Genomic DNA, 2,747 nt, shown 5'->3' on the forward strand with positions numbered 1-2,747 from the left:
TGGACAATGGGAATGGCTGACACAATCAACGCTACGGTTGCTGGCATCGCAAAGAACAGGGCCAATTCGACCGCGCGGTTTTGCGTATCGGATGCAGCTTTACTATCGGAGCCTGCAATCTGCCGCGAAAGTGCAGGCAATATCGCCGTCCCGATAGCAATTCCGATAAGGCCAAGCGGCAGCTGGTTCAGCCTGTCAGCATAATAGAGCCATGATACCGACCCTTCGGGAAGAAACCTTGCCGCAAGTGATGTCGAGATCAACAAGTTGAACTGGATGGCGCCTTGACCAATGGCGGCTGGCGCAATCAACGCCAACATTAGCTTTACGTCCGGCGTCAGCCGGGGAAGGGTCAGCTTGAGACTGACCCCAGCGCGGTGACAGGCCCACATCAGCCATAACAATTGCAGCGCGCCCGATACGGTCACCGCGATGGCCTGCGTTGCCGCCGTTTCAACCTCGGTGTCGCCCCTGAAAAATACCAACGCAATGATCATGCAGATGTTCAGCAATATCGGGGCAGCGGCATTGACCCAGAAACGGTTTAACGAGTTCAATATGCCGCCAAGCAAGGACACCAACGAAATGAGCGCCAAATAAGGAAAGGTAATTATCGTGAGATGCCGCGCCAGCGCGAACTTTTCGGGCCCACCATCAGGAAAGCCACCCGTCATGGCCCATACGATCGGCCCAGCGGCGAGCATCATGATAATCGTAAACAGCACCAAAAACGGGAAGAGAACCGAAAGCACCTGGCTGGCAAATTTGCGCGCGGCGATGATGCCAAGCCCGGCTTCCTCGCGCTCGGCCTCGGTCATCTTTTTGTTGAACAAGGGCACGAATACCGCTGCGAACGCGCCTTCGGCAAAAAGCGCCCGAAACAGATTGGGCAATCGCCACGCGATCAGAAACGCATCCGAAGCAAGTCCTGCACCCACATAGCGCGCCATTAGCATGTCGCGCACGAGACCAAGAACGCGGCTGACCAAAGTCAGCCCGCCGATGGTGACACTATTTCGAACCAGGCTCATATCTTTACCTGGTGCCGCCGGTTTCAGGCTTCGCCGGCAGGCTGCGTTTCTGCCATTTGCTGAGCTTGCGCCAGCTGCTGGATATACAGCGCGTTGAAATCAATTGGCTCAAGGACGAGTGGCGGATAACCTGCATCGCGCACGGCGTCTGCAACGACGCGCCGCGCGAACGGAAACATCAGGCGCGGGGCTTCGCCAAACAGAAATGGATGCGCTTGTTCGTCGGTGACGTTACGCAGACCAAATAAAGTGGCGTAATCGAGTTCAACGGAGAACTGGACGCCATTGTCGCTCTCGGCCTTCACGGCCAGCTTCAACGTAACCTCATGTACCTCTTCGGTAATGGCATTGGCCTGAATGTTGACTTGCACGTCAATTTGCGGTGCACCTTCCCAATTAAAGCTGTGCGGAGCGTGCGGGTTTTCGACCGATAAGTCCTTGATATATTGATTCAACATACCGACTGCTGGTGCGGTATCTTCGCCATTGGCCTTTACATTGTCGGAAACGATGGTGCCTGCTTCATCAGCCATGAGATGTCGTGCTTTCTTGTTGATTGACCCGGCCGCAACGGTGCGACCCTTGATGGCCGTCGCGCCTAGCAGGCGTGCTGCGAAAGGGCAATGATTGTTGCGCTTGCGGCAGGCCGCATTTTTCTTTGGGCAAAGCCCTTTGAAACGTGCATCATTAATGCTTATATGGCTTAAAGGTGGAGCTGGGCGGACGTATTTCGCACAGAGGCCGCTGTTTTATTTTTTGCCGCATGGAGGCGTCGTGACGTTCACTATTGTATTGTTAGCTCTGGTTGCTGCTTTCTTGGGCCTTCGCCTCTATTCGGTTCTCGGCAAACGTACTGGCCATGAACAAGAGCCAGTTGCGCGCCGTCCAATTGATGCAGCGCCTACGCCCATGCTGCGGCAGCCTTCTGCTGGTGGTGACGCCGGTTCTGCCTTGCCTGCGAATGACATGCTGAATGCTGACATGGCAGCGCAGAGCGGATTGAAGGCCATTGCGAACGCCGACCGCAGCTTTGATCTGGGACTGTTTGTCGAAGGATCGAAATCCGCTTACAAGATGGTACTTGAGGCTTATTGGAAAAACGACAAGGAAGCGCTTCGTTTCTTGTGCGACGACGACGTCTACGATAGCTTTGCAGAGGCGATTGATGGCCGTATCACGCGAGGCGAGACACTTGAAAACCGCCTCGTGCGCATTGACGAAATACGCATCACCGATGCCAGCTACGATCATCCCATGGCCCGTATTTCGGTGCGTTTCGATGCCGATATCGCTGCCATGGTCAAAGACGCCGATGGAAATATCATTGGTGGATCGATGACAGATGCAGTTGAAACCCACGATATTTGGACATTCATGCGCGACGTGAAATCGGGCGGCCGTAATTGGAAGCTTGACGAAACCGACTCGGTCTGATTCATCCGGGCGATGAAAAGCGCCCTTTTAGTTCTCGGTTTATCCGCCTTTGCCCTGTCCGCTTGTGCAAGTGGGGTCATTCCTAATGGCGGTCCTGCCACATCGTCGCGGCCCACTGGGTCCGCGCGACCCGTTGCTGACACGACGGCAACACCAATTCCATCTACGCCCAGTGCAACGCTGGCAGCAGCGGTGGCGACAGGAGACGGCACGACAGCCGCTACATTGGGCGTGGTACGTGGTCCAGATATCGGGGCCTTGCAGGTCGATGCGCGCAAGGCA

The 2,747-nt window shown here is 55.5% G+C and carries 3 protein-coding genes and 1 pseudogene; 2 read left to right on the forward strand and 2 right to left on the reverse strand.

Going from position 1 to position 2,747, the window contains the following annotated elements:
• A partial coding sequence (gene murJ / locus ACLL9E_RS11705; protein ID WP_411291914.1) for a murein biosynthesis integral membrane protein MurJ occupies positions 1-1,031 on the reverse strand: 1,031 nt, incomplete at its 3' end.
• Positions 1,032-1,054: 23 nt separating this feature from the next.
• Entirely contained in the window at positions 1,055-1,564 is a 510-nt protein-coding gene (gene secB / locus ACLL9E_RS11710; protein ID WP_411291915.1) for a protein-export chaperone SecB, read from the reverse strand.
• A 241-nt stretch (positions 1,565-1,805) separates the two neighbouring features.
• Between secB and ACLL9E_RS11715 the strand changes: the two genes are divergently transcribed.
• Both ACLL9E_RS11715 and ACLL9E_RS11720 read left to right on the forward strand, forming a co-directional pair.
• Complete coding sequence (locus tag ACLL9E_RS11715) at positions 1,806-2,465, forward strand: Tim44/TimA family putative adaptor protein (RefSeq protein WP_411291916.1); 660 nt, start codon at positions 1,806-1,808, stop codon at positions 2,463-2,465.
• A 12-nt stretch (positions 2,466-2,477) separates the two neighbouring features.
• Positions 2,478-2,747, forward strand: a pseudogene (locus tag ACLL9E_RS11720) (hypothetical protein); the annotation flags it as partial.

This window comes from Sphingorhabdus sp. (assembly GCF_046596595.1).
GTDB lineage: Bacteria > Pseudomonadota > Alphaproteobacteria > Sphingomonadales > Sphingomonadaceae > Sphingorhabdus_B.

Bases quoted from the DNA above. Each gene is read 5' to 3' on its own strand.
- secB (WP_411291915.1), bottom strand. From the start codon at position 1,564: ATGGCTGATGAAGCAGGCACCATCGTTTCCGACAATGTAAAGGCCAAT.